Origin of the sequence: Spirillospora sp. CA-128828, assembly GCF_050945415.1 — a bacterium.
Taxonomy (GTDB): Bacteria; Actinomycetota; Actinomycetes; order Streptosporangiales; family Streptosporangiaceae; genus Spirillospora.
Genome location: NZ_CP191986.1, coordinates 6,588,917 through 6,608,854, shown reverse-complemented (window position 1 = coordinate 6,608,854; position 19,938 = coordinate 6,588,917). Strand labels below are relative to the sequence as shown.

General features: G+C 71.7%; 16 protein-coding genes. 6 read left to right on the top strand and 10 right to left on the bottom strand.

Going from position 1 to position 19,938, the window contains the following annotated elements; genetic code table 11:
* Positions 1–38 precede the first annotated feature (38 nt).
* Entirely contained in the window at positions 39–1,886 is a 1,848-nt protein-coding gene (locus tag ACQPXG_RS31895) for a glycoside hydrolase family 3 protein (RefSeq protein WP_433462841.1), read from the top strand.
* Here the strand turns inward: ACQPXG_RS31895 and ACQPXG_RS31890 are convergent.
* On the bottom strand, positions 1,873–2,784 hold the full coding sequence (locus tag ACQPXG_RS31890) for an NAD-dependent epimerase (RefSeq protein ID WP_433462840.1): 912 nt from the start codon (positions 2,782–2,784) through the stop codon (positions 1,873–1,875). The two genes, ACQPXG_RS31895 and ACQPXG_RS31890, sit on opposite strands and share 14 nt — an antisense overlap.
* A gap of 117 nt (positions 2,785–2,901) precedes the next feature.
* Between ACQPXG_RS31890 and ACQPXG_RS31885 the strand changes: the two genes are divergently transcribed.
* Positions 2,902–3,900 (top strand): GlxA family transcriptional regulator, encoded by a 999-nt coding sequence (locus ACQPXG_RS31885; protein ID WP_433462839.1) that lies wholly within the window; start codon positions 2,902–2,904, stop codon positions 3,898–3,900.
* Here ACQPXG_RS31885 and ACQPXG_RS31880 read toward each other — a convergent pair.
* Positions 3,830–5,110: an ABC transporter substrate-binding protein gene (locus tag ACQPXG_RS31880; RefSeq protein WP_433462838.1), complete on the bottom strand. Its 1,281-nt coding sequence runs from the start codon at positions 5,108–5,110 to the stop codon at positions 3,830–3,832. The two genes, ACQPXG_RS31885 and ACQPXG_RS31880, sit on opposite strands and share 71 nt — an antisense overlap.
* Positions 5,107–6,390, bottom strand: coding sequence for a Gfo/Idh/MocA family protein (locus ACQPXG_RS31875; RefSeq protein WP_433462837.1), 1,284 nt, complete (start codon positions 6,388–6,390; stop codon positions 5,107–5,109). Before ACQPXG_RS31875 ends, ACQPXG_RS31880 begins: the two co-directional genes overlap by 4 nt.
* Before the next feature lie 125 nt (positions 6,391–6,515).
* Between ACQPXG_RS31875 and ACQPXG_RS31870 the strand changes: the two genes are divergently transcribed.
* The 4 genes from ACQPXG_RS31870 (at position 6,516) to ACQPXG_RS31855 (ending at position 12,319) form a co-directional block, all read left to right on the top strand.
* The gene (locus ACQPXG_RS31870) at positions 6,516–7,715 is read left to right on the top strand and encodes an ROK family protein (protein ID WP_433462836.1); all 1,200 of its coding nucleotides are present in this window, start codon (positions 6,516–6,518) and stop codon (positions 7,713–7,715) included.
* Positions 7,716–7,848: 133 nt separating this feature from the next.
* Positions 7,849–11,637, top strand: coding sequence for a glycoside hydrolase family 2 TIM barrel-domain containing protein (locus ACQPXG_RS31865; protein ID WP_433462835.1), 3,789 nt, complete (start codon positions 7,849–7,851; stop codon positions 11,635–11,637).
* A gap of 80 nt (positions 11,638–11,717) precedes the next feature.
* On the top strand, positions 11,718–12,032 hold the full coding sequence (locus ACQPXG_RS31860; protein ID WP_433462834.1) for a hypothetical protein: 315 nt from the start codon (positions 11,718–11,720) through the stop codon (positions 12,030–12,032).
* On the top strand, positions 12,029–12,319 hold the full coding sequence (locus ACQPXG_RS31855; RefSeq protein ID WP_433462833.1) for a hypothetical protein: 291 nt from the start codon (positions 12,029–12,031) through the stop codon (positions 12,317–12,319). The genes ACQPXG_RS31860 and ACQPXG_RS31855 overlap by 4 nt, the downstream gene beginning before the upstream one ends.
* A 15-nt stretch (positions 12,320–12,334) precedes the next feature.
* Here the strand turns inward: ACQPXG_RS31855 and ACQPXG_RS31850 are convergent, their stop codons facing one another.
* The 7 genes from ACQPXG_RS31850 to ACQPXG_RS31820 all read right to left on the bottom strand — a co-directional run bounded on the left by ACQPXG_RS31850 (position 12,335) and on the right by ACQPXG_RS31820 (position 19,829).
* Complete coding sequence (locus tag ACQPXG_RS31850) at positions 12,335–13,444, bottom strand: AAA family ATPase (RefSeq protein ID WP_433462832.1); 1,110 nt, start codon at positions 13,442–13,444, stop codon at positions 12,335–12,337.
* Positions 13,441–14,091, bottom strand: coding sequence for a nicotinamide riboside transporter PnuC (gene pnuC, locus ACQPXG_RS31845; protein ID WP_433462831.1), 651 nt, complete (start codon positions 14,089–14,091; stop codon positions 13,441–13,443). The genes ACQPXG_RS31850 and pnuC overlap by 4 nt, the downstream gene beginning before the upstream one ends.
* Positions 14,092–14,130: 39 nt before the next feature.
* Entirely contained in the window at positions 14,131–14,865 is a 735-nt protein-coding gene (locus ACQPXG_RS31840; RefSeq protein ID WP_433462830.1) for an anti-sigma factor, read from the bottom strand.
* Positions 14,862–15,461: an ECF RNA polymerase sigma factor SigK gene (gene sigK, locus ACQPXG_RS31835; RefSeq protein ID WP_433462829.1), complete on the bottom strand. Its 600-nt coding sequence runs from the start codon at positions 15,459–15,461 to the stop codon at positions 14,862–14,864. Before sigK ends, ACQPXG_RS31840 begins: the two co-directional genes overlap by 4 nt.
* Before the next feature lie 65 nt (positions 15,462–15,526).
* Positions 15,527–16,939, bottom strand: coding sequence for a High-affinity nickel-transporter (locus ACQPXG_RS31830; RefSeq protein ID WP_433462828.1), 1,413 nt, complete (start codon positions 16,937–16,939; stop codon positions 15,527–15,529).
* Positions 16,936–18,246 (bottom strand): tetratricopeptide repeat protein, encoded by a 1,311-nt coding sequence (locus ACQPXG_RS31825; RefSeq protein ID WP_433462827.1) that lies wholly within the window; start codon positions 18,244–18,246, stop codon positions 16,936–16,938. Before ACQPXG_RS31825 ends, ACQPXG_RS31830 begins: the two co-directional genes overlap by 4 nt.
* Positions 18,246–19,829 (bottom strand): DUF4331 domain-containing protein, encoded by a 1,584-nt coding sequence (locus ACQPXG_RS31820; RefSeq protein ID WP_433462826.1) that lies wholly within the window; start codon positions 19,827–19,829, stop codon positions 18,246–18,248. The genes ACQPXG_RS31825 and ACQPXG_RS31820 overlap by 1 nt, the downstream gene beginning before the upstream one ends.
* Positions 19,830–19,938 lie beyond the last annotated feature (109 nt).

The following is a 19,938-nucleotide window of genomic DNA, read 5'->3' as shown; positions in this document are numbered from 1 at the left end:
TGCGTTGTGTTTGATCGACGCTGGAGAGACCTTCCGGCATGGACGGCTCCTGGGTGCGGGCGATGCGGTCACGCCTTCTGGCCTTCGGCATGCTGACCGCGCTCGCACTCGTCGCCCACGGCGGTCCCGTCCGGGCGGAGTCGGGCCCGGCCCCCTATCTCGATCCGCGGTTGTCGGTCGAGGACCGGGTCGAGGACCTGCTCGACCGGATGAGCCTGGACGACAAGCTGGGCCAGATGACGCAGCCGGAGCGCAGGTACGTCACCCCCGAGGAGGTCACCCGGTACGGGATCGGGTCGGTGCTGTCCAGCGGCGGGTCGGCGCCCACCCCGAACACCCCGGCGAACTGGGCGAACATGTACGACGAGCTCCAGCGGGCCGCGCTCGCCGGCACCCGGCCCATCCCGATCCTGTACGGGGTGGACGCGGTGCACGGCCACAACAACGTGGTCGGCGCGACGATCTTCCCGCACAACATCGGGCTCGGCGCGGCCCGCGACCCGGCCCTGGTCCGCAGGATCGGCGCCGCGACCGCCGAGGAGATGGCCGGGACGGGCGTGGACTGGGACTTCGCGCCCTGCCTGTGCGTCGCCCGCGACGACCGCTGGGGCCGGACGTACGAGTCGTTCGGCGAGGTGCCGGAGCTGCCCACGATCATGACGACGCTCATCGACGGGCTGCAGGGGCACGAGCTGGGCGACCCCACGTCCGTCCTGGCCACGGCGAAGCACTACGTCGGGGACGGCGGCACGGAGGGCGGCGACGATCGCGGCGACACCCGGATCCCGGAGAAGGCCCTGCGTGAGATCCACCTGCCGCCGTTCCAGGAGGCGGTGAAGCGCGGCGTCGGCTCGGTGATGGTCTCCTACAGCTCGTGGAACGGGCTGAAGATGCACCAGAACAGGTACCTCATCACCGACGTCCTCAAGAACGAGTTCGGCTTCAAGGGTTTCGTGGTCTCGGACTACAACGGCATCGACGGGATCGACGGGAAGCACGGGTTCACCAAGGACGAGGTCGCCGCCGCGGTCAACGCCGGGATCGACATGGCCATGGTCCCCGCCGAATGGCGCAGGTTCATCGACTACCTGCGGGACGCGGTGAAGGACGGCGACGTCCCGATGTCCCGCATCGACGACGCGAACCGCCGCATCCTGACCAGGAAGTTCCAGCTCGGCCTGTTCGAGCGTCCGATGGCCGACCGGTCCTACCTGACGACGGTCGGCAGCGCCGCGCACCGCAGGCTCGCCAGGCGCGCGGTCGCCGAGTCGCAGGTGCTGCTGAAGAACAAGGGCGACGTCCTCCCGCTGGACGACGGCGACAAGGTCTTCGTCGCTGGCCGCAGCGCGAACGACATCGGCATGCAGTCCGGCGGCTGGACGATCACGTGGCAGGGCGCTCCGGGGCCGACCACTCCGGGCACGACGATCCTGGACGGCATCCGCAAGGCCGCGAACCGGTCCGCCACCGTGACCTACAGCAAGGACGGCGTCGGCATCGACAAGTCCTACGACGCGGCGATCGCGGTCGTGGGGGAGAAGCCGTACGCCGAATACCACGGCGACATCACCGGCGGCATGGGTCTCGACGACGCCGACCTGAAGACGATCCACCGGCTGCGCGCCGCCGGCGTCCCGGTGGTCGTGGTGCTGGTGTCGGGACGTCCGCTGGACATCGCCCGCGAACTGCCCCGGTGGGACGCGCTGGTCGCCTCCTGGCTGCCCGGCACCCAGGGGGAGGGCGTCGCCGACGTTCTCTACGGCGACACCGCTCCCTCCGGACGGCTCCCGGTGACGTGGATGCGCGACGCCTCCCAGCAGCCCATCAACAAGGACGACGGCAAGAAGCCCCTGTTCCCCTTCGGCTACGGCCTCACATACGACTGAGCGATTCCTTGAGGACGTCGTCCAGCGGGGACGCGCCCACTCCGAACGTCGTCTCGATCGCCGCGGAGTCGACCGTGAACGGCCGGTGCGACATGTGCTGCGTCTCCCACATCTCGTCCCAGAACGGGTCGCCGAGCCCGAGCAGGGTGAGCTCACGGTCGGTCATCGTGTCCAGGTGCGGCTCGGGGACGCCGGCCAGCGCGGCGAGGCGTCCGGCGACCTCGCGCACCGACGCGGTGATCGTCGGCGCGTGCCAGGGCCGGCCCCATCCGCGCTCGTCGCGGGCGACGGCGACGAGCGCACGGGCGGTGTCGCCGATCGCCGAGTACGCGTGCGGGACGTCGAGGGCCGCCGGGACGAGCGCCGGACGCCCCGCGAGCACCTTCGGCTGGACCAGGAGCGTGAAGATGGAGTAGGCCCCGGCGCCGAGGAACTGGCCGGCGCGCACCTCGGTGGCCCGCACCCGTCCGGCGTCGTGCGCCTCCTTGGCCCGGAGCCACATCTCGGCGCGCACCCGCCCCTTGGACCCGGTCGCCTCAAGCGGGTGCTCCTCGGTGACCGGGCCGTCCACGGGCCCGTACCCGTAGAGGTTGCCCAGCATGACGTACCCCGCGCCGGACCGCTCGGCGGCCGTCAGGATCGAGCCGAACAGCGGGGGCAGCAGTTCCGGCCAGGTGTTGTACGCGGGCGCCGCCGCGTTGAACAGGGTCGTGGCGCCCTCGGCGAGCCGGCTGAGCGCATCGGTGTCGGTGGCGTCGATCTCGGTCCGCTCGACGAGCGGGTGCGAGGGCCCGGCCCCGCTCCGGGACACCATCCGGACGCGGTCGCCCGCGTCGGCGAGGAGAAGTGCGGTCGCGGTGGCGGTGGCTCCCCTGCCGACGACGACATGAAACGGCATGATTCACTCCGGGTGAGATAGTGGCCGGACATCCCGGCCGTCACCCGATCCACTCTGCGGTCCGCCGCGCCCGGACGGCAGGGGCCCGATCGCCAACCGTCCGGAGGTTCTGGCCAGATGCACACGGTCGCGGTCGTCGTCGTCCCGCCGGTGATGACCTTCGACGTCACGATCCCGCAGATGGTGCTGGGCGCCGCCGAGACGGACGGCGGACCCGCCTACGAGCTGCGGCTCTGCGCCGCCGAGCCGGGGCGTCCGCTGGAGACCGTCGGCGGCCTGGACGTCGTCGCCCCGCACGGGCTGGACGCCGTGGAGAGTGCGGACAGCGTCATCGTCGTCGGCAGCGGGGGCCGCACCGGCATCGAGCGGCCCGTCCTGGACGCCTTGCGCGCCGCGTCGGGCGTGGGGAAGCGGGTCGCGGCCGTCTGCACGGGCGCCTTCGTGCTCGGCGAGGCGGGTCTGCTGGACGGCCGCCGGGCCACGACGCACTGGGGCCTCACCGGCGACCTGGCCCGCCGCTTCCCCGCCGCCAAGGTCGTCCCCGACGTCCTGTACGTCACGGACGGAACGGTGCTGACCTCCGCCGGAGCCGCCGCCGGGATCGAGCTGTGCCTGCACCTGATCCGCGACGACCACGGCGCCGCGGTGGCGGCCCGGGCGGCGCGCCTGACGGTCGCGGCGCCGCCGCGTCCCGCCGACCAGGTCCAGCGCGTCGAAGATCCGCTGCCCGCCGAACCGGACGCGTCGCTCGCGAAGACCCGCGCCTGGGCCGTGCGGCGCCTGGGCGAGCCGCTCACCCTCGCCGACCTGGCCCGGCACGCACGCGTCAGCACCCGCACGCTGACGCGCCGGTTCCACGCGGAGACGGGGCACAGCCCGCTGCAGTGGCTGCTGCACCAGCGGATCGACCGGGCCCGCGAACTGCTGGAGGGCACCGCACTCCCGATGGACCAGGTCGCCCGCCGCAGCGGCCTCGGCAGCGCCGACTCCCTGCGTCTGCACTTCGTCCGCAGGCTCGGCATGACCCCGAGCGCCTACCGCTCGGCTAGTCGGCCAAGGCCGCCAGTGCCTTCTGGAGGTCCTCCGCCGCTTGGTCGACCGGCTTCTTCCCGGTGACGGCCGCGGTGACGTGCTCCTGGATGGCGGTGCTGACCTCGTTGTACCGGACGACGACCGGGCGCGGCTTCGCCTTGTCCATGCCCTGCTTCAGCGCGGGCAGGTACGGGTACAACTTGATCATTTCGGGGTCGGTGTAGAGGGCCGCCAGGGAGAGCGGGAACGACTGGGCGCGGCCGTACTCGTGCTGGACCTGCGGGCCGACGATGTGGGCGATGAAGTCGCGGGCGGTCGCCTGGTGCTTGGAGAACGCGGACACGGCGAGGTTGTTGCCGCCGAGCGTGCCCGAGCCGAGCCCGTCCTCGCCGGGGATCGGGGCGACGCCGAACTTGCCGGCGACCTTCGAGCCGTCCTTCTCGGACGCGAGCGCGTACACGTACGCCCAGTTCCGGTGGAAGACGAGGTGGCCCTCCTGGAAGGCGCGCCGGCCCTCCTCTTCCTTGTACGTGATGGCCTTCTCGGGGATCGTGCCGTTCTTGAAGCCGTCCACGAGGAACCGGAGCCCGGCCTTGGCCTGCGGTGTGTTCACCTGCGGCTTGCCCGAGGCGTCGAAGACCTCGCCGCCCGCGGACTGGACGGCCTCCGAGTAGTTGACCGTGAGGCCCTCGTACTTGCCGTACTGGCCCGCGTAGCAGTCGACGCCCTTCCCCTCCGGTGTCTTCTGGACCTTGGCGCAGGCGTCGCGCAACTCGTCCCACGTCGTCGGCGGGTTCTTGATGCCGGCCTTGGCGAGGAGGTCCTCGCGGTAGTAGAGGACGCCGGTGCCTGTCAGCCACGGCGCCGCGTACAGCCTGCCCCGGTACTTGCCGGTCTCCAGCGCCGCCGGGACGAAGGAGGAGGTGTTCACCAGGCCGTCCGGCAGCGGCAGGACCCAGCGGCGCGCGGCGAACTCCGCCGTCCACACCGCGTCCAGCCGGACGACGTCGTAGGCGTCCGACTTGATCTGCATGTTCTGGACGAGCTGCTGCCGCGCCTGGTCGCCGTCCTCGGGCAGCTCGACGAGCCGGACCTTCTCCTTAGGATGACCCTCGCTCCACTTGGCGACGAGCTTCTGGACGGTCTGGGTGAGGTCCTTGCCGGTGGCGACGGTGATGGGACCCCGTCCGTCGTTGCCCGACGGCGCCGCCGGATCGGACGAGCCGCAGCCGCTCAGCGCGAGGGTCAGGGACAGCGCCGCCGCGGCGCCGCCCCGCAGGGGCCTGATCGTCATGGGCGCACCGTGCCTTTCGCGGGGGGTGAATCCGGGGCGAGGTCGATGACCGCGCCGTCCAGCCTGGCCCGTTCGGCGGCCCAGACGACGCGGTGTGAGGCGAGGCTTTCCCGGGGTCCGGAGCTGAGCGGGGCCGGGTCGCCGCCGGCCAGCGCCGCGACGAACGCGTCGGCCAGCGCGTCGTCGGCGCGGTCGTGCCGGCCGTCGGGGGACGCGTCGCCCGGCTCGACGGTCTCCACCTCGCCGGTGACGAAGTCGCGGACCGAGATGCGCGCGCCGTCCCCCTCCAGGCAGCCGGACGTCCCGAAGACGCGCGTCTGGCGCTGGGCGGCGGGGGAGAACGCCGTCATGGTGAACACCCCGGTCGCACCGGACGGGAACTCCATGTTCACCACCTGGTGGTCGACCACGTCGTTGTCGCAGGCGTAGACGCAGCGCCCGTACGGTCCTTCCCGCAGCGCCCGCAGCACACCCTCCTCGGTGCGGTCGTCGGTGACCGCGCCGAGCGGCCACGTCTCCCGGTCGGGGTCGCCCAGGCACGACAGGTACAGCCGGGTCGCCGAGTAGGGGCAGCGTGACTCCACCGCGCAGTCGAGGCAGCGGGCCGCGGCGCCGGACGGGCGGTTCTCCGCACGGAAATGCGACAGCCGCCCGAACGAGGACACGCGCGCCGGGATCTCGCCCATCACGTGGACGAGCCAGTCGATGTCGTGGCACGACTTCGTCATCAGCATGGGCCCGGACTCGTCCACGCGCCGCCAGTTGCCGCGCACGTAGGAGTGGGCGTGGTGCCACCAGCCGACTGGTTCGAGATGCTGGACGCTGATCGGGGTGCCGATCCGGCGGTCCGCGATCAGCGTCCGGAGGGCGCGGGTGTATCCGGTGTAGCGCAGGACGTGGCAGACGGCGAGCATCACCCCGGCGCGCTCGACGGCGTCCACGATCCGCAGCGCGTCGGCCTCGGAGGTGGCCATCGGCTTCTCCAGCAGGATGTGGCAGCCGAGCTCGGCGAACCGGACCGCGGGCTCGGCGTGCGCGGCGTCCTGCGTCGCGATGATCACACCGTCGGCGACGCGGCCCGCCGCGGCCAGCTCGCGCCAGCCGGGGAACGTCCGCTCCGGCGGGAGACCGTGCTCGGCCGCGAACCGGGCGCGCCGCACCGGGTCGGGCTCGGCGACCGCGGCGATCCGGCCGGCCCCCGTCTCCCGGATCCGCGCGGCGTAGCCGCGGCCGCGCAGTCCGGCTCCGGCCACGGCGATCGCGGGTCCCGTCTCCTGCATCGAGCAAACCCTCCTGAGCTGGGTATCCTTGGCGCCGCCGGGCGGATACCACCGTTATGCAAGGTTCTTTCATAAGTAGATTGGCAATAATGTCGTCCGTCCGCCGATCGCTGTCAAGGGGTGCCGTGCCGCAACACTCTCTCCACGGGGGCGACCCGTCGGTGCTCCGCCGGCTCAACTCCGCCGCGACGCTGCGGGCGCTGCGCGACGGCGGTGAGGCCACGCTGTCGGAGCTGGCCCGCCGCGTCGGGCTGTCCCGGCCCACCACCGAAGGTGTGCTCGGCGAGCTGATCGACCGCGGCCTGGCCGCCGAGAACGCGCCTCGTCCGGGCGGCGGGCTCGGCCGTCCCGCCCGCCGGTACCGGTTCCGCGCCGAGGCCGGTCACGCCCTCGGCATCGACATCGACGCGCACCGGGTGCGGCTCCTCGTCGCCGACCTCACCGGCGAGGTCGTCGGCGGCCACCGCGCCGCCCTGGACGCCCAGGACCCGCCCGGCGAGCGGATCGCGGGGGTGCGCGCCGCGGTCAAGGCGTGCCTCGCCGACCTGCGCGTCGACCGGCAGTCACTCTGGGCGGTCGCCGCCGGCACGCCCGGCGTCGTCGCCCCGGACGGGACGGTCACGTCCTGCACGGTCGTGCCCGGCTGGGAGGGCGTCCACCTGGCGCGCGAGCTGGGACGCTCGTTCCCCTGCCCCGTCGCGGTCGAGAACGACGCGAACCTCGCGGCGATGGCCGAGCGGTGGCGGGGCGCCGCCCGCGCAGCCGACGACGTCGTCTGCGTCTACGCGGCCCTGCACACCGGCATGGGGGCGCTCATCGGCGGGCGCCTGCACCGGGGCCGCTGGGGAGCCGCCGGAGAGATCGGCATGCTGGACGAACTCGGCCTGCGCGACACGACCGCCGCCCTGGTGTCGGGCGCCGGTTCCGGCCCCGCCTCCGAGGAGGCCGAGAAGGTCCTCGACGCGGCAGTGGAGGGCGTCCCCGAGGCGAAGGCCGTGGTGGAGCGGCTCGCCGCGCGGATGGCGCGCGGCGTCGCGGCGATGGCGCTCGCCCTCGACCCCGAGACGATCGTGGTCGGCGGGCCGCTGGTCGGGGCCGGTGACGCGCTCGTCGCCGAGCTCCGCCGGCAGGTCCGGCCGCTGTGCCTGAGCCCGGTCCGGATCGAGGCGTCCGAGCTGGGGGACGAGTCGGTGGGGCTCGGCGCCGTCCGCCTCGCCCTCGACCGGATCGACGAGGACCTTTTCCGCCTCGACCGCCCGTCCGATCGGGACGGCGGGTCCGAAACAGGCGAGGAACGCCAAGCGCGGCCGTCTCCGCTGGCATGAAGCGCCACTCCTGACTCCATGCGTTGACCATCGTGTGATGCGCACCTAGCGTCCCAGGTGTACTTGATCTAGACGGGTGTACTTGATCCAGCTCGGGCGTCAGGGGGCCTGCCCGCGAGGAGGCGCCGCGCCGATGACCGCGTTCCCCCGATTCCCCGCCCGCGGCAACGATGATCGATACGTGTACCGCGTCCTGATCTTGTGCCTCGCGGCGTTCGCGCTGGTCGCGTCGGCGCTGCAGGGCCTCGCCGCCGCTCGGCCCGGGGCCGCGCCGCCGTCGGACGTCTACACCTATCTGGACGATCCCGAGATGGTGGGGGAGGGGCAGGAGACCCCGCACTCCGTCCTGCGCCCCTATGAGAACGCCCGCCAGGCGATGACTGGGAAGCCCTCACGATGGACAAAGTCGCTGGACGGCGACTGGAGTTTCGCGCTCGCGGACCGTCCCGCCGACGTGCCGCAGGGCTTCTACGAGCAGGGCTACGACACGTCCGGCTGGCGCCATGTGAAGGTGCCGCACACGTGGCAGCGCGACCGGCTCGACCATCCGATGTTCCGCAACATCCCCACCGAGGTATGGCCGGACGCCCCGCCCAAGACGCCGCGTGACGTCAACCCGACCGGCGCCTACGTGAAGACGCTCGACGTGCCGGGCTCCTGGGACGGCCGCCGTACGTTCCTGCGTTTCGAAGGCGTCGTCAGCGCGTACTTCGTGTGGGTGAACGGGAAGTACGCCGGCTACGACCAGGGCGGTTACACCCCGGCCGAGTTCGACATCACCGGCCTCGTGCACAAGGGCGCCAACAAGGTCGCCGTCCAGGTGCACCGCTGGAGTTCCGGCTCCTACATGGAGGACTACGACCAGTGGCGGTACAGCGGCATCTTCCGCTCCGTCTGGGCCTACTCCACTCCGAAGACGTATCTGCATGACGCGACCATCACCACTGACCTGGACGACGCCTACCGCAACGCCACTCTGAACGTGGGTCTGGTCGTGGGCCGCAAGGACGGGCCGCAAGGCGAGCACACCGTTCGCGCCACGCTCGTGGATCCCCAGGGGCGGACGGTGCAGCGCTTCTCCGGAAAGACGTCCGTCATGGGTGACAGCACGTCTGTGCGGTTGACGGCGCCTGTGACGAACCCTGCGAAGTGGTCGGATGAGACACCGAACGTCTACACACTGGTCCTCGAACTGGCCGACGCGCAGGGACACGTCGTCCACACCACCGCCGAGACGCTCGGCTTCCGCGAGATCGAGGTGAAGGACAGGCAGGTCCTCGTCAACGGGAAACGCATCCTCATCAAGGGCGTGAACCGTCCCGAGACCGACCCCGACACCGGACGGCACCAGACCCGCGCCCGCATGGAGTCGGACGTGGCGCTGATGAAGTCGCTCAACCTGAACGCCCTCCGGACCGCGCACTACCCGTCCGACCCCTACCTGTACGAACTGGCCGACCGGAGCGGGCTGTGGATCGACGACGAGGTCGACATCGAGACCCACAACTGGGAGGACTGTAACCGGACCGGTGACCGTGACTGCCTCGCCGACCGTCCCGAATGGCAGAAGGCGTTCCTCGACCGGTTCCAGGCGATGATGGCTCGCGACAAGAACCACCCGAGCGTCCTCATGTGGGACACCGGGAACGAGGCGGGTCTCGGCGCTGCGCACTACAAGATGGCCGACTACGCCGACGCAGCAGATCCCACCCGGCCGCTGTACCACCAGTCGAACAGCCCGGACGGCGACGCTCCGTTCGCGGACGTGTGGGGCCCGCGCTATCCGACCCCGGCGCGGCTCGAGGCGCAGGCGGCCGCCACCCAGAAGCCGATCATCATGGGAGAGTACGCCCACGCGATGGGCAACAGCCTCGGCAACTTCCGCGAGTTCTGGGAGGTGATCCGGCGGCATCCGCAGACGCAGGGCGGGTTCATCTGGGACTGGGCCGAGGCCAACCTGCGGCAGCCCGTCGTCACGACGCCGGACGGCTCCGGCAACGGCGTCCTCGCCTGGTTGCAGGGCCTGCCGAAGACCGTGGACGGCCATCGCGGGAAGGCCCTGTACTTCTCCGGCCTGGACGACTTCGTCGAGGTCTACCGCGACCGCCGCTTCGACCTGACCGGGACGTCCGTCACGCTGGACTCGTGGGTGAAGCCCGTCCGCCCGTGGACGGGCGACTTCACGATCGTGGGGAAGGGCGACCACTCGTACGCGCTGAAGATGTCGAACGAGAACACGCTGGAGTTCTTCGTCCACAGCGGCACATGGCGGACCGTCCGGGCACCCGTTCCGGCGAACTGGTACGACACGTGGCATCGGGTCACCGGCACCTACGACGGGACGGCCATCCGGCTGTACGTCGACGGCCGTGAGGCCGCGTCAGTGCCGTTCACCGGGAAGATCGACCGGTCGTCCGGGGACGTCAACGTCGCCCGCAACTCCGAGACCATGCAGGACGGCTACCGGGGCCGCATGGCGCACGGCACCATCGACGACGTCCGCATCTACGGCCGCGCGCTGACCTCGGACGAGCTCGGCGCGGGCGCCGACCCGAAGAAGGACGCCGTCCTCGCGCTCGACTTCGACCGCTTCGACACCAAGGGCACGTTCCTGTCGAACGGCGAGAGCCTGTCGGGCGATGACGGCCTCGTCGGTTCCGACCGGTACGTCCAGCCGGAGACGGCCCAGCTGTCGTGGGTGCAGTCGCCTCTGCGGGTGACCCGGGCCGGGGACGGGACGGTGTCCGTCGCCAGCGAGCGGGTCTTCGCCACCAGCGCCGTCCAGATGCGCTGGCGGTACACCGAAGGCGCCCGGACGCTTTCCTCGGGCGTCTCGCCGGTGAAACTGCCGCCCGGTGGTTCAAGCGAAGTCCGAATTCCTTCACCACCCGCCAATCCGTCCAATGTCGCACGATGGCTGACCGTCGAAGCCGCGGAAAACGGCCGCGTGGTGGGCTTCGGTCAATTCCCCGCCGGTGGGACGGAAGTCCCTGGAATCAAGAAGAAGGGCACCGGCGAGGTCAGGAGCGAGGATAACGGGAAGGAAATCATCGTCACCGGCAAGGGATTCCGGTACGTCTTCGACAAGTCCAAGGGCACGATGACGTCCATGCGCGCCGGCGGGCGGGAACTGCTCCGCACCGGCCCGGAACTCGACGTGTGGCGTCCCCCGATCAGCAACGAGACCTACACCTGGGGACGTGCCGAGGGCGAGGACTGGCGCGGGCTCGGCCTGGACCGCCTCGCCACCACACCGACCGGCGTCACCGTCACCGGCGGCGACCGTGTGACCGTCGAGATCGATTCGAAGACCGCTGCGCCAGACCATCCCGATGCCTGGTTCGACCAGACCGCCACCTACGTCGTCGACGGTGCCGGCCGGATCGAACTGACCCACCAGGTCGTCCCGCAAGGCCAGGTCAGAAGCCTTCCCTACCTGCCCCGCGTCGGATACACGCTCAAGGTGCCCGACCGGTACAAGCAGTTCGCCTGGTACGGGCGCGGCCCGGTCGGCAACTACAACGACCGCAAGGACGGCACGCCCATGGGCGTCTGGTCGTCCACGGTCGACCAGCAGTACGTCTCGTACTACCGGCCCCAGGATCACGGCAACCACGACGACGTCCGCTGGACGATGCTGACCGACGGCCAATCCGGTCTGCTGGCCGCAGGCATGGACGGAACCATAGAGGCGAGCGTCACCCCGTACGACGACCTGGACCGCGCCCTGTATCCGTTCGCCCGCGTCCGCAACCCGGGCTGGAACACCCTCCACATCGACCATTCGGTCACCGGAGTGGGGGACACGCCCAATCCCGTCCGGCCCGAATACCAAACCCGCCCGGATCGCACCTATACCTACAAAACGCTTTTGTGTCCTCTTACACCGGCAGAGGTCAATACGCTGCGTTTCTCGAAATGACCCTCCGTCCTGTCGGTGGGAGGTTGTAGGGTCCCGGACGTACGGGTGAGCGGGGACCGAACGAGAGAGTCAGGAGCGACATGAGCGCAGAACCACTGGAACCGCCACTATCGTCCATGGGCCGTGTCCGCCGGGTACCGCGGACGATCAAGGGCATCCGCGAGTGGCTGCCCGAGGAGAAGCGGGAGCAGTTCCTCAGCGAGGTCATGGGGGCGGAGTTCGGTGCCGAACTCACGAACCTGCTGGCCGGATGGCACGCGGAGGCCATGTTCAGCCAGGTGCCGGACCGGGCGGAGCGGCGTGCCAGGGCGATCGCCGAGATGGAGGCGGGCAAGAAGGTCTCGATCGACGAACTCCGAGCCCGATGGGGGCTCGAAGACGACGACGCAGAGTGACCACGGCCAAGAGCGGCTGGACGGTCTTCTGCTCCGAGACTGCGGGTGAAATTCTCCATACCTCCCTTCCGAAACCGATCGAAGTCCGCCTTGTCGGCTACCTCTGTGAGCTTGCTTGGCAGGGTGGCGCAGCAATCGACCTGGGCCTGCCGCCACCGGGAAAGCCGCTCGACGACGTCGGAGTTGCTTACACCGTCTCGCTTGACGATGTCGACGTGTCCATCGACTACCTGGTGCTCCGCGACATCAAGGAATTCCAGATCACCGACATCACCTGGGCAGGGTAAGTAGGTGGCCCAGGGCTAGGGTTTCAGTGGGGTGCTGAAGGTCCAGCCCTTGGCCAGCAAAGCGTCGGTCGCCGTTACGGCGGTGGCCAGGCGGTGTTCGTGGGGGCCCTTCACGGTTATGTGCGGCAGGCCCCGCTTTTCAAGCTCCTCCTCGAAGCGGCCCGACATCCACGATCGGATCGACTCGCCGTCGCGCCAGCCGTCCTGCTCGAACGGGACGCCCTCCGGATCGGTCAGGATCCAGAGGTGATGCGGGGTCCGTTCATGGACGGACTCCACCTCCGGCGCCGGAACGCCGAGGTAGCGCTCGTGCCAGATGGCCGTGGCGAACGCGTCGGTGTCGCAGACCAGCAGCGGTGACCCCGACCGGGCCGCCGCATCCTCCAAAGCCGCGTGGTGTTCCGCGATCTGCGTGAACTCGGCCGATTCCCACACCAGGTCGTCCAGCCACAGCGACGGGTCGCCCGCCCGCCGGCGCGCGGCGGCCAGCTTCTCCTCGGTGAACGTCCGGCCGTACTCGGGCACCCACCGGGTCGCAGCCCAGACGCCGCCCCGCCCGGCGTAGTGCGCGGCGAGCGCACGGGCCAGCGTCGTCGTGCCGGTCGACTCGGCGCCCACGATCACGACCCGGCGCGCCAGATAGGCCTGGACGGGCGGCGATAGGAACTCCCAGTTCCCCACGGGATCGTCCCGCACGGCGGTGCCGCTGACCGGAAAAAGGTCGCGCGGCGGGTCGACCGGGACATGGACGGCGGAGAAGCGCTCCGCCAGCTCCGGGCCGTACGCCTCCGAGCTGAACACCGCGTCCACCGGAGGCACATGCACGCCGAGACCCGACCGCATCGCGAGACCCGCCCGGAACGCCATGACATGCGCCGACCAGATCTCGTCGGAGTCATAGTCGATCTCCACGTCGTCCACCACCGGGAAGATCTCCACATGCGGCTGCCGATGGATCTCGCGCAGCCAGCCCGCCCGCAGCGCGAGCGGGATGCTCTCGACGGTCGACGCCGCGACGACCACGCTCACTCGGGCGCAGGCCGCGGCGGCCGTGTCGATCAGGTGCTGATGGCCGACATGCGGCGGATAGAACTTGCCGATGACGAGGCCGTGCGCGTACGTCATGCGGGCGCCGCAGCCGGGCTCACCGCCTGCGCGCGCAGGTCGCGGCGCCAGGCCAGCAGGCCGAACACGCACAGGGTCAGGAAGATGACGTACAGGGCGCTCGTGAGCTTGAGGTCCTTGTAGAAGTAGAGCGGGATGTACACGAGGTCGGCCGTGATCCACAGCCACCACGACTCCAGCAGTTTCCGCGACTGGCCGTAGGTCGCCATGAGGGAGATGGCGGTGGTCAGGGCGTCCCAGAACGGCACGGTCGAGTCCGTCCAGGTGGAGAGCGCCCACGTCAGGAGCGCGGTGCCGGCGGCACCGGCCGCGATGAGCACCGCCCACTCCTCGCGCCGGGTGCTCCTCACCGGCAGCTGGTCGCGGCCTTCTCCGCCGTACAGCCACACCCACCACCCGTACACCTGCAGCGCGACGTACACGACCTGGAGGCCGGCGTCGGCGTAGAGGCCGCCGTCCAGGAACACCAGGCCGAGCAGGATCACGTTGGCGATGCCGATCGGCCAGTTGAGGATGTTCTGCCGGACGACGAGCCACACGTTGACCGCGCCCGTCGCGAAACCGAGCAGCTCCGCCCACGTGGTGGGCACCGACCCGAGATGGAAGGCGGGATCGAGCAGCGGACCCAGGGGAACGTTCACCGACATGCCGCAATGATCACATATCGTCAGAGAGACGACAAGTGGTCAGAGGGCGCTGAGCAGGACGAGCGGCGTCGTGGTCGGCTGCGCGGAGCCGCCCGCGGGCTCGACGGTGACCCCCAGCTTGTCGGACGGGCGCCACGTCCCGGCGACGACCGGACGGCTCCGGTCCGCGGGGAGCAGGCCCGCCGAGCGGGGGCCGGCCGCGTCGATCAGCCACAGCTGGTACGCGTGCGAGGACGGCAGCGTCCGCAGCCCCGCCGACGCCACGACGACCCGGCCGCGCGACGCGGACGCGACGATCGTCACCGTCCCGCCGCCGGCGGCGCGGCCCGTCGCCGAGCGCGCGTCCGGCGCCGACAGGACGGACGCCACGTCCTGGTAGGCGGCCTCCGACCGTTCCACCCGCTGCCGTTCGTTGATCGCCACCCCGACGGACGCGGCCGTCACCAGGCACGCCGCGGCGGCGAACCCGGCGGCCACGCCGCGGCGCCACCGTCTCGGCCGCATCGGCCGCACCGTGGCCGCCCGGCGCGGGGAGACCGGCGGCAGCTGCCGGACGTTCCGGATGTCCGCCAGGACCTGGGCGCGCAGCCGCGCCGGCGGGGCCTCGGCGACCGCCGTGCCCAGCCGGGCCGTCGTCGCCCGGAACTCGCGCAGCTCGGTCGCGCAGGTCTCGCACCCGGCCAGATGCGATTCGAACAGCCGCCGCTCGTCGGCGTCGTCGATCGCGTCCAGCGCGTACGCGCCCGCGAGGGCGTGCAGATCGTCCGTCGTCATCGTTCGACCCCCAGGCAGTCGCGCAGGCGGATGATGCCGTCGCGCATCCGGGTCCGCACCGTGTTCGGCGGCGCCCCCACCAGTTCGGCGACCTCCCGGTAGGAGTGCCCTCCGTAGTAGGCGAGCGTCACCGACTCGCGCTGCAGGTGCGTCAGCGTCCGCAGGCAGCGCCGCACCCGTTCGTGTTCCAGCCGGGCCTCCACCCGCTCGCCCACCGGGTCGTGCGCGGCGCCCGTCCCCTGGTGGGCGGCGGGGTGGACGGCCCGCGCCTCGCGTTCGCCCGCGCTCTGCTCGCGCCGCACCCGGTCCACGGCCCGGCGGTGCGCGATCGTCATGATCCACGCCATCGCGCCGCCGCGGTCCGGGTCGTACCGGGTCGCGGTCCGCCACACCTCGATCATCACTTCCTGCGTCACCTCCTCCGCCATCGCCGGATCGCGGACGACCCGTCGTATCAGCCCGTGCACGGGCGCCGCCACCACGTCGTACAGCATCTCGAACGCGCGCTCGTCGCCACGCGCCGTCCGGCCGAGCAGCGCCTCGGCGTCATGCCCGGACACCGTGCCGTTCTCCGGCGGTCTCGTTTCCGCTGGCATGCCGCGCTCCCCTCGGTAGGCCGTCCTTCCGGCACTACGCATCCGGGGCCGCCTCGGATCGGACGTCACACGACGAGGCTGCGCAGCGTGAGCCCGAGCCCGAGCACGACGACCGTGGCGGACGTCCCTATCGGCATCATTCCGCCTGGAAGCCGCAGCCGCTTGGCCGGAATGCGCCGCGCGAGGGCGCGCCCGGAACCGAGGACGAGAAGACCGACCGACACCAGCGCGGCGGCCAGGCCGAGCCCGTACGCCAGGACGAGGACGACCCCGAACCACGCCCGCCCGATCGCCGCCCCGCCGACCAGCACGACCACCGCGGACGGGCTCGGCACCATGCCCCCCGCCAACCCCATCAGCACGACCCCGCCCCGCCGCGAAGCCCCGTGCCCATGTCCGTGTCCATGTCCATGTCCATGCCCGTGGCCGTGCCCATGCCCGTGGCCGTGCCCATGCCCGTGGCCGTGCCCGTGGGTGTGGTGGCGGTTGTGGAGGGCGCGGCGCAGCAGCAGGGCTCCCGCCGCCGTGACGAGGACGCCACCCGCCGCGCCGAGCCAGGGGAACAGCGTGTCCGGTGCGAGCAGCGAACCGGTCGTCACGAGCAGGCCGAGGGCGAGCACACCGACCGTGTGGGTGAGCGTGACCGTCAGCCCCAGTGTGAGGACGTCCCGTGTCCGCCGCCGCCCGTTCCCGATCGCGTGCGCCGCCATGATCGTCTTGCCGTGGCCGGGGGCGAGCGCGTGCAGGGCGCCGAGCAGCAGCGCGATGAGGAACGCGAGCGCGGCGAAACCCGGGGTGAGGTCGTGCCGGGCGACGAGGGAGGTGAACCGCTGCGTGAGCCCGTCCGTGCCGCGCGGCAGCAGCCGCTCGGGCCCGGTGCCGGACGCGGGCGCGGCCAGCGGCGGTCCGCCCTCCCGCACGTCCAGGGTCGCCGACCGCTGGTCGAGCGGCGAGGCGAGCATGTCCTCCGGGTAGGCGGTGAGGCGCCGGCTGCGCGACGACTCCGGCACATCGGACGCGGCGAGCGTCATCCGGTCGCCCCGCGCGGTGATCTCCCGCCAGCCGATCCGGCCGGCCGTCCCGGCGTCCCGGAAGGAGATCGCGCCCGGCCCGGCGGGCGCGGTGACCCGGCATTCGAGCCGCAGCGTCGGCAGCCCGGCCTGCCCGGGCGGCGCGGTGGCGGCCGCGGACGCGACGGACGCGGTCACGGCGCGTCCGCCCACCGTGATGCGGAAGGACGACGCCGCCCTCCGGCACGACCCGTCCGCCCAGGCGGCCAGCTCGGCGGCGGACCGACGTCCGTCATCGTCGGTGTCGACCTCCGGCATCGCCTGCGCGGCGGGGATCTCGGCGAGGTCCTCGACGTGGTCGATCCGCAGTTCGTGCGGGGCCACGACCAGCCCGTCATAGCGGTTCACGGTGAAGTTGCCGAGGGGATGCGCGGCGAGCATCCCGGCGGCGAGGGCGAGCGCGATCACGGCGCACCTCCCAGATCGTCCAGGGCCGCCTTGGCGCGAGGCGCCCACAGCGGCGCGAAACCCGGGTTGCGGCGCAGCGACTCGGCCAGGTCACGGCGGGCCTCGGCGCGTTTCCCGAGCGCCTTCTCGATGGTGCCGAGGTGGAAGCGGAACTGCGCGCGGCGGTATCCGGTCGCCGTCGCCTGGCGGGCGTAGCGCAGCGCCTCGTCGTCCCGCCCGTTGACGTGCAGCGCCCAGGCCAGCGCGTCCGCCGAGTGCACGCTGCACTGCCGGACGTCCGCACCCGGGCAGCGCCGCTCGTACTCGGCGCGCGCCGCCCGCAGCGCCTCCTTCGGATCGCCGTGGTCGCTCTCGAACAGCGCGGTCTCCAGGTCGGCGTCGACCCCGTTCGCCTTGGCGATCCGCGCCCACGCCGTGCCGACCGCGTACTGCCCCTTTGCCTCGTCCCGGCGGCCCTCCGACTCCAGCAGCTCCCCGTACTCGGTCAGGTACTGCGGCAACGGCAGCCGCCGGACGATCTCCGCCCGGTCCTTGAGCGCGGCGGCCGTGTCGCCCTGCGCGGCGCGGACGCGGGCCCGTCCGTCCAACGCGGGCATGGAGCCGGGGGAGAGGCGCAGCGCCTCGGCGTACTCGTGTCCCGCCCGGCCGAGGTCGCCGTCGTTCCAGGCCAGCTCGCCCAGCTGTGTCGCGATGTAGGCGAGGTCGCCGCGATCGGTGGCGGAATCACGGGCCAGCTCCAGGACCCGGCGTGCTTCGGTGACCTCCCCGCGCAGCTCCCGCACGTACGCCAGCCGCGTGAAGATCGGGATGCCCGGACGTGTCGTGTCGGCGCGCCGGGCGGCGGCCAGGGCGTCGTCGTAGCGTCCGAGCTCGACCAGCGCGTCCACCCGGACGGCCGCGGCCCGCTGCCCGTACGGGTTCGCCTTGAGCGCGCCGTCCGCGTACCGCAGCGCCCCGTGGAAGTCGTGCCGCGCCGCGGCCAGCGCGCCGAGCCCGGCCAGCGCGCCGTCGTTGCCGGGCGCCTCGCGCAGCGAACGGCGCAGCACCTCGTCGGCCTTCGGGTAGTAGGTCGGGTCGGCGGTCAGCCGGGCCTGCTCCACGTACGCGGCCCCGAGCGACGCCCAGCCCGCGGCGTCATGGGGCTGCTCGCGCAGCCGCTTCTGCAGGCCGGCGATGCCGGAGCCCGGAACCCCGGCCGGGCTCGCCGCGGCGGGCGCGCCGGACGAGCGGCCGAACAGGACCGCCGATCCGAGCGTGAGCGCCGCGACGAGCCCCGCCACCGAGGCCCCGGTGAGAAGGGGACGCATCAGCTCTCGTGCCGTCCCGTCGCGGGGCGCCTGCGCCGCCACCACAGCAGCCCGCCGGTCAGCACGAACGTCCCCGCGCCGGCCAGCGCCGCGGTGGGCAGCAGCGGGATCATCCCGCCGTCGTCGTCCGACCCGGACGTGCTCTCGGTCGCGCCGGCGTTGAGGAAGTTCACGGTCTCGCCGTCCTTCTTCTTCGACGCGCCGGACGCCTTCGCCCCGGACTTCTTGGACCCGGGCTTCTGCGCGCCGCGCACGTCCGACCCCGAATGGGGCTGCGCCACGTACGGGAAGGACTTCTCGAACCCGACGTCGTTGGCGTTGACCGCGTCGCCGAGGTCGTTCTTCTTGCCGAGCAGCTCGCCCTCGACGGCCTGCAGCGAGATGTCGATGACGTCGTCGGTGAGCCGCCGCCCGTTCGGGAAGCCCGCCTTGTCGCCGCCGAGCACGCCCAGCCGGTTCGGCTTCGCGACCGGCTTGATCGAGGTGTTCAGCCGCAGTAGCTCGGCCGGCCGCACCTTCGCCGGCTGGTTCAGGCCGGGCACGCCGGTGAGGAACGCCTGGACGAGGTCGTTGCGCGGTCCGGGCGGTGCCGGGATCTTGTAGATCTTCTCGATCAGCTTCGGCAGCTCGGGGTCGGTGACGAACCCGGCGAACTGGGCGTCCCCCCACGGCGTGGAGGCGTTGAACGTGTCCTTCTTGCCGCGCGGGATGACCACCTCGTTGACCAGCGGGCTCCCGAGCCGCGACACCTGCGTGTACCCGCCGGACGCGCCGAGCCGCGACACCGTCGAGTTGACCCCGATCACCGGGTCCTTGCCCTTGACGAGATGACTGGTCGGCACCTGCAGCGCGACCGTGTTGACGTTGTAGCCGCTCAGGGTGTCGTTGCCGACCTCCTTCAGGTTCGCCCCGTACAGCAGGTCGAACACCCGCAGGTCGAGGAAGAACGAGTCGTCGGCCTGCCCGGCGAACGACGTCACCCCGTTCCCCGCCGACTTGACGGCCTGGGAGCGCAGCTTCGCGTAGTCGGGCATGGACGCCTTGCCCACGTTGGACGGCGCGACCGGGGCGTTGTCGACGAGCTTGTGGATGCTGTGCAGCCGGCCGTCCACGCGCCGGACCAGCGTCAGGTCGTAGGTCTGCGTGAAGTTGAGGTCGGGGTCGTCCAGGCTCGTCACCGGACCGGTGTTGTAGAGGAACGTGTTCCCGTTCTTCAGCCGGTCGTGGAACTCGAACCGGAACGTCAGGTCGGGGAGCGAGTCGCCGTCGTTGTCGACGTTCATGTCGTAGCGGGCGTCCCGCGCGAACTTGTAGAAGTTGGGCCCGCCCGCGGGGTCCTCGAACGGGATGAAGTTCGCGATCAGCGTGGTGGTGTCCGGCTTGTCCGGACTGACGAACGCGTAGACGTCGGTGTTGTCGTACTGCGGCTGCCCCGAGATGAGCGGCGCCTCGCGGTGGCTGGACGCGGTGCCCTGCCTCGGCGCGAGCCCCGCGAGCCCGCCCGCGAGCAGCATGCCCCCGGCGGCGACCATTGCGACGACCCGTGCCCTGGACGTTCCCCCGGCTGGATGGAGTGTCGGCATCGTGGAACCCTCGCCGGTCTCCGGGTGCTCGCCGCGGCGGCGCCGTTCCGTGGCGCTGGGCTACGTTGCCGCGACGCCGGATCGACCGGTTTCTTCGCCATGCCCGCGG

Excerpts from the sequence above, each read along its gene's own strand:
- pnuC (WP_433462831.1), bottom strand. The coding sequence starts at position 14,091 with ATGTCGGTGAACGTTCCCCTGGGTCCGCTGCTCGATCCCGCCTTCCAT.
- ACQPXG_RS31850 (WP_433462832.1), bottom strand. The coding sequence starts at position 13,444 with ATGACGTACGCGCACGGCCTCGTCATCGGCAAGTTCTATCCGCCGCAT.
- ACQPXG_RS31840 (WP_433462830.1), bottom strand. The coding sequence starts at position 14,865 with ATGACGACGGACGATCTGCACGCCCTCGCGGGCGCGTACGCGCTGGAC.
- ACQPXG_RS31820 (WP_433462826.1), bottom strand. The coding sequence starts at position 19,829 with ATGCCGACACTCCATCCAGCCGGGGGAACGTCCAGGGCACGGGTCGTC.
- ACQPXG_RS31825 (WP_433462827.1), bottom strand. The coding sequence starts at position 18,246 with ATGCGTCCCCTTCTCACCGGGGCCTCGGTGGCGGGGCTCGTCGCGGCG.
- ACQPXG_RS31885 (WP_433462839.1), top strand. The coding sequence starts at position 2,902 with ATGCACACGGTCGCGGTCGTCGTCGTCCCGCCGGTGATGACCTTCGAC.
- ACQPXG_RS31865 (WP_433462835.1), top strand. The coding sequence starts at position 7,849 with ATGACCGCGTTCCCCCGATTCCCCGCCCGCGGCAACGATGATCGATAC.
- ACQPXG_RS31860 (WP_433462834.1), top strand. The coding sequence starts at position 11,718 with ATGAGCGCAGAACCACTGGAACCGCCACTATCGTCCATGGGCCGTGTC.
- ACQPXG_RS31895 (WP_433462841.1), top strand. The coding sequence starts at position 39 with ATGGACGGCTCCTGGGTGCGGGCGATGCGGTCACGCCTTCTGGCCTTC.
- ACQPXG_RS31880 (WP_433462838.1), bottom strand. The coding sequence starts at position 5,110 with ATGACGATCAGGCCCCTGCGGGGCGGCGCCGCGGCGGCGCTGTCCCTG.
- ACQPXG_RS31890 (WP_433462840.1), bottom strand. The coding sequence starts at position 2,784 with ATGCCGTTTCATGTCGTCGTCGGCAGGGGAGCCACCGCCACCGCGACC.
- sigK (WP_433462829.1), bottom strand. The coding sequence starts at position 15,461 with ATGCCAGCGGAAACGAGACCGCCGGAGAACGGCACGGTGTCCGGGCAT.
- ACQPXG_RS31875 (WP_433462837.1), bottom strand. The coding sequence starts at position 6,390 with ATGCAGGAGACGGGACCCGCGATCGCCGTGGCCGGAGCCGGACTGCGC.